This window comes from Blautia sp. An46, from assembly GCF_002161645.1.
GTDB classification, from domain to species: domain Bacteria; phylum Bacillota; class Clostridia; order Lachnospirales; family Lachnospiraceae; genus Blautia; species Blautia ornithocaccae.
Window position 1 is genome coordinate 88574 of the sequence record NZ_NFIF01000016.1, and the last position, 6332, is coordinate 94905.

Sequence of the window (6332 nt, forward strand, 5' to 3'; positions counted from 1 at the left end):
CTTTATTGTTCCATCTGCCTCCCCAGAAACCCTGCTGCCACCTGGGCCAGCTTTTCCTCAGTTTCGGAAAATTTTCTGTCTCCCGGTTTTCCAAGGATTACTACAGCTCCCACCGCATCTCCTGCACAGGTAATGGTGTAGATTACCTGAGAGCCGTATTCGCTTTTATCTTCTTCTAGTATCCGCACATAATTTCCTTCTGTGATGCGCACGTTTTTTCTGTCGGAAATCATATCCTCCAGATCCCGGTTAATCCTTTTCTCCATATATTCTTTTGAGCCGCTTCCTGAAGTGCCGATAACCTGGTCTCTGTCTGTAATACACACCAGGCACCCGGCAGCCTGGGCCAGAGCCTCGGCATATTCCCTGGAAAAAGTCCCCAGCTCTCCGATAGGCGAATACTTTTTCAGAATGATCTCCCCTTCTCTGTCCGTAAAAATCTCAAGGGGGTCGCTTTCTCTTATCCTCAGTGTTCTTCTGATTTCTTTGGGAATCACTACCCTTCCCAGGTCATCTATCCTCCGCACAATCCCCGTTGCTTTCATATTTTCCCACTCCTCCTGTATTTTCAGTGTTTTCTATGTCGGCCAATGTAGAGTTAGTATATGGAAAAACAGGAGAATTATTCATTAAACAATCAAAAGAATCTCCCGTAAACCTTAGCTTTGTAGTTTATCTATAATATTTCAAATATATTAACGATTCACCAATTAAAATTCAATACATCAACTAATTCACCAACTAAGATTTAATACATCAACTAATTCACCAATTAAAACGCCTTGCTTCAGTTTTTTAGTTGATAGATAAAATGTCTGCCCTGTCGTACCTTTTTCACTAAACCAGCCTCCATCAATCTTCCAAGTGCTACGGACGCCCCTGCTGTTGTCGTAATCTTAGTAATATTAAGTATTTGATAAGTTGTTATAAAGCCGTTAGCTCTTATATAATTATAAATAATTCTATCCGTTTCATTTTTTAGAACAGGTTCTTTATATGATAAATCAAATATCTCCATTTGTTCATTCTGAATTTTGTACTCATGGTTCAAATGATAGCTTGTCCAACGGCCTCTCTTATTATTTACAAGCATATTTTTATCAACCAATTCAGAAAGGAGATGTCCTATTTCAATTCTATGAATATCTAATATAGACTGCAATCTAGTATTGGTCACCTCCTCTTCTAGATAAGCTGTCCCAAGAATAATTTGTTCTTCTTTCTTCAGATGTAGATAAGCTGTTCCAAACAATTTTTGTAAATATTCTGAACATTCTTCTGGCATTAGAGAAATCATCCATAGCCTTAATTCAACCTGATGTAATTCTTCATTTTGATTTAAATCCGGTTTCCGCCAATCGAAATGGTCTTTTCAATCCACTAACCAATTTAGGCATAACTTGCCGTATAAAATTATATAGATTGTTTTCCCACAGACCGTCATATGTAAGGCGATCACTCCACCTGCCGCCGGCTATAAGGTTACTCTCATCTATATAATCCATACGAATGTTATCAAAACGTTCCCTAACGGCGATTCCTTTTCCAAACATCAATAATCCGGCAGCAGTCAGCCATCCTTTTCCAGTAAGTCTATCAATTGCATATCCGCCCATATTTTTGAGAAATTCTTGATCTTCAATACTATTCCAAATATGCTCAGGATTTTGATGTTCAAATTCAATTCGGTAGGATCTCAATGAATTCATATCAATATCATTCATCGTATAACCTTCCAATATTCCTCCTACTAGGATATTCTTCGCTGTAAAGTTTTCAACAGATAAGTAAAATTATATCATATCTCTTTAATATTTTATGCATTGTCATTCCTATAATTAAAAAACAGAAGAACAGTGATTATCTCGCTGTGCTCCTGTCTTTTATCATTTCTATTTGTCTTCAATATGAAGGTTTTCCTGAAACTCTTTAATCTTTCCGTCCTGATAAGCCCCTGTATAATCACCTTCTGTAAAGTGCTTCAAAGCCTCAGAGAACTTCTCCCAGCTCTCTCTTTCCTGATAGGCAAGTATAGGATAAAAAAGAATTTCTGCTCTTCTCGCCGCTTCAAGATCAGCCGGCGCATCTCCGATCATCAGCACATGATCCTTTTCATAGCCTTTATCCAGAAGCTCCCGCAAGCATTCTTCCTTTCTCCCTGTCTCCTGGGACATAAGAAGATCTGTATACTGAGCCAATTCAAAGAACTCCCACTCTTTGTTTATTTCCTGACGATTAGCCGCTGTAACTATGACGATATCTGCATATTCTCTGGCCATCCTCAATGCATCCTCTGTACCGTCAAAAGGAGGTTTTTTATTATCTGACACCATAGCCATGGACTGATTCACCAGTCTTGACCAGTCAAGGGCCTTCTTCATGCAGATATTCTCTGTTTTCTCATAAGCTTCTTTCAGGCTTTTATCTGAAAGTTTCTGCGCAGATTCTGCCCAGTGCAGATACTCTTCCAGCCCTTCCACTGTTGTATAATTTTCATTAATACTTTTCAGTACCTGAGCCAGTCCCTGAAAACGGTTCACGCCTCTTGTGACACTTAAAAGATTTACCTTTCTCCAGAGGCGGATGATCTCATCTCTGTACTCTCCCAAATCCCATTCATACACCAGGCAGGGGCCGAAACAGCGCATGTGCTTCACATCCATGGTATCCATAACACAGCCGTCAGAATCAATACAGATCAAATAGTCTTTTGTTTTCCTGAATTCTTTAACATCCTCTTTCACTTTAAATCCCCCTGTTGTATCGTTCAATTTATTTTTTATTATAGTCTTCTGATGTATGAACTGCAACAGAGAATCCTTACATTTTTTCGGATAATTTATCGTCTCTGTTTCCTGTAATACCACATAGAAATCAGGGTTCCTATAAAAGCTGCAGAGGCAAGGAAATTATAGCCGGTCTCAATATTGAAATTTTCCGTCAGCACGCCTACCGCCCAGGGAAAAAGAGTCATTCCCACAGCGTAGACTGCCTGGAAAAATCCCATAGCTGTAGAATTCTTCTCCCTTGGAACTTCCTTCATGGATTCTGACGTTAAGTAAGAAAGAAGGATACCTGTTGACATTCCAGGGAATGCCTGGAGTACAAAAATCGCATAAATATTTCCCACTGCCGGCACCAGAATACAGTAAACTGCCGTAAGGAAAAATACCAGAGGCACATAAAAGGCCGGCCCTTTTTTCTCACAGAGGTCTGTAGAAGCAAACTGGGCGGAAACAACTGCTGCTATCATATAGAAAATAGAAGCACAGCCGATAAACAGGGCCGAAGCCCCCAGGTTCTCCAGAATCTGGGTAGTAAAGGACATGGCAGTTGCCATCTGGATTCCCTGCTGTATCAGGGCCAGAAAGGCGAACAGGATTAAGCGCTTATTCCCACATACGGAGAGATAACTCCCTATTCCGGGCCGTTCCTCCTTTTTCCCCTTTACAGGAACCAGGTCTTCTTTTACAAAAATCCCTCCTGTAACTCCGGCAATTCCGGCGATAACTCCCGCACCGCAGAGAAATGCCATTCCCATCTTTCCATAGAAGCAGGAGCTAAATACAAAGGCAAGACACATGCCCAGGTTACAGGCCATGATTACCTTGCTGGTAGCTTTCTGCTGCTCCTTTTTGGAAAAGTAGTTGGAATACATTACCATGTAGGCAATCCACATAGACGCAGCAGATCCGGAAATCAGATTTGCAGCCAGGAATCCCGGTCCTGTAGGAACAAGGATTCTCACAGCACAGGCAAGACCGGCAAGACCGGCTCCCAAAATAACAAAAATCTTATGTCTTCCCGCATAGTCCGCCAGAACTCCCAGAGGAAGCCGGAATATCAGCTGGGTAATTCCATAAGCCCCCACAATGGTTCCTGTAAATCCTGCAGCCACACCTGCTCCAGTCAGGAAAGGCGTCTGATAGGGAATATGAAGGTACAGGGCAAACCAGAAAAGAACTACCACCACCAGAAGGAGTCCTTCTCTGGAAATACCTTTTTTCTTTTGTCTTCCCATAACTTATTCACACTCAACCAGATGAATCTGTACAGCCTCATAGTCATCTGTCACTATAGGCAGGAGATAACCTCCATTCATCAAAGCTGCTCCTGATAAATTTAATTCTGTCCCTTCAACATGATAAATGGCTTCTGGTTTCAGCCCTCTTGCATAGACAAACTGGAAAGGAGGATTGGCTTTTGTCCGAAGGACCACTGCGTTAAGCAGAGACTCTTTCTGGTCTGGAGATACAAACTGCCATGCCACATAGTTAGACTTTGTGCCGTCGTCAGACAGTCTGTAGTAGTCTCCATTCTGGATCAGATCATAATATTTCTTAAATTCTTCAATCTGCTCCTTAACAATCTCTTTTTCTTCCTGACTCATCTCTGTAATGTCCAGCTCATAACCAAAGGTTCCTGCCATGGCAACCACACCTCTGGTCTTCATGGATACGCTTCTTCCCGTCTGGTGATTAGGGCATACAGACACATGGGCTCCCACTGTAGATACCGGATAAGCAAAGGAAGTACCGTACTGTATCCGAAGCCTCTCTATGGCATCTGTGTCATCACTGCACCAGATCTGAGGATGATAATACATCATTCCCGCATCAAATCTTCCGCCGCCGCCGCTGCAGCCTTCAAAGAGCACATTTGGAAATCTCTTTGTGATTTTTTCCAGGAAATCATATAACCCCAGAATATATCTGTGGAATACCTCTCCCTGTCTCTCCGGAGGAAGTTCAGCAGACCATACATCGGTCATGTGACGGTTTGCATCCCATTTTACATATTCGATATTCGCGCTTTCCAGGATTTCACACATTCTGTTAAAAATATGTTCTCTTACGTCTTCTCTGGAGAAGTCCAGCACCAGCTGATTTCTTCCTCTTGTAAGGGAATGTCCAGGCACCTTCAAAGCCCAGTCCGGATGTTCTCTGTAAAGATCACTGTCCTCTGATACCATTTCCGGTTCAAACCAGATTCCAAATTTCAGTCCGATTTCATTTACGCCGTCTACCAGCCTCTTCAGACCTCCCGGCAGTTTGGTTTCGTTCACCACCCAGTCTCCCAGTCCGCTGTTATCATCGTTTCTCTTTCCAAACCATCCGTCGTCCATAACCAGCATCTCAATACCCACTTCTTTTGCCTGTCTGGCAATCTCCAGAAGCTTATCTGTATCAAATCCAAAGTAGGTTGCCTCCCAATTGTTGATCAGAATAGGTCTCCTTGCATTCTTGAATTTTCCTCTGCAGATATTCTGGCGGATTGCTTTATGGTAATTTCTGGACAGTTTTCCCAGACCTTCTGAGGAAAAGGACAGCAGCACTTCCGGAGCAGTGAAAGCCTCTCCCTCTTCCAGAAGAAAATCAAACTGGGTGTCATGGATACCCATGGTGAGACGGGTATTATTTGCCTGGGAAACTTCTGCTTCAGCCTGGAAATTTCCGCTGTATACAAAGCAGGAGCCCCAGCACCAGCCGCTGTCTTCTGTAGTATCCTGTTTTGCCAGGATTACAAAAGGATTGTACTGATGGCTGGAATATCCTCTTCTGCTTCCAATGCCCTGTACTCCGTGGTGAAGATGGCTTCTCTCCATTACACGTTCCATGGCGTGACGTCCGTAGAACTGGATAAAGTCCATATCTTTCTGATGGAAATCCAGACACATAGAATAAGCTCTTCTAAGATGAACGCTCTCGCTGCCTTTGTTGATGACCTTGCATGCTCTGGTAATAATATCCAGGTTTTCAAAAACTCCGTAATAGAGGATAACTTCCACATGTCTGTGAATATCTCTCAGAGTAATCTTAAGAGTCTCTGCTTTCTCCTCTCCCTGGTACATGGCAGGGAGCCCTTCCAGAGCATACTTTCCTTCCAGAATTTCATGATCAATATATTTCAGGTTGGTTACCTGGCTTCCATCTGGATAAACTACACGGAGACAGTAATCCCTGTAGTCTCCTGTTCCATAGCCCGGATATTCCAGAAGCTGAGTATCCAGGGAGAATCCTCTATCGTCAATCCCCTCTGGATTTCCGGAAAATCCTCTGTCAATAGTCCTTCCCAGATAGGACATATCCGTGTCCCCTACGCTGGGACCATAATATGTATGAAACAAGAATCCTCTGTCTGCCTTCATCTGATATGCAGAATTTTTTGTTTTCAGTGTAAATACATTGTCTTTGCAGGTTATTGCCATTTTTGTTTCCTCCCTATATTGTCAAGTGATTTTCCTTTAAAATAAAGGTTTTTCAAGTTACTATCTCAGATGAATGAGCCATGGAGATGGGCATTTCTCTGTATCTGATACGAAAATAGCTGGT

At 42.5% G+C, this 6332-nt stretch carries 6 protein-coding genes; all 6 read right to left on the bottom strand.

What is annotated here, in order from left to right; all coding sequences use genetic code 11:
• Nucleotides 1-2: 2 nt before the first annotated feature.
• Nucleotides 3-545, bottom strand: coding sequence for a stage V sporulation protein T (spoVT, locus tag B5G00_RS13290; protein ID WP_087273530.1), 543 nt, complete (start codon nt 543-545; stop codon nt 3-5).
• 242 nt (nt 546-787) lie between these two features.
• Nucleotides 788-1285: a winged helix-turn-helix domain-containing protein gene (locus B5G00_RS13295; protein WP_087273532.1), complete on the bottom strand. Its 498-nt coding sequence runs from the start codon at nt 1283-1285 to the stop codon at nt 788-790.
• Between the two features lie 43 nt (nt 1286-1328).
• Nucleotides 1329-1724, bottom strand: a complete 396-nt coding sequence (locus tag B5G00_RS13300) for a hypothetical protein (RefSeq protein WP_140403164.1) — start codon at nt 1722-1724, stop codon at nt 1329-1331.
• A gap of 168 nt (nt 1725-1892) precedes the next feature.
• Nucleotides 1893-2744, bottom strand: a complete 852-nt coding sequence (locus B5G00_RS13305) for an HAD family hydrolase (RefSeq protein ID WP_242971365.1) — start codon at nt 2742-2744, stop codon at nt 1893-1895.
• A 95-nt stretch (nt 2745-2839) separates the two neighbouring features.
• Nucleotides 2840-4021 carry an MFS transporter gene (locus tag B5G00_RS13310; protein ID WP_087273535.1) on the bottom strand — a complete coding sequence of 394 codons (1182 nt, stop codon included), beginning with the start codon at nt 4019-4021 and terminating at the stop codon, nt 2840-2842.
• A gap of 3 nt (nt 4022-4024) precedes the next feature.
• Nucleotides 4025-6208 (bottom strand): alpha-galactosidase, encoded by a 2184-nt coding sequence (locus B5G00_RS13315; protein ID WP_087273537.1) that lies wholly within the window; start codon nt 6206-6208, stop codon nt 4025-4027.
• Between the last annotated feature and the right edge of the window lie 124 nt (nt 6209-6332).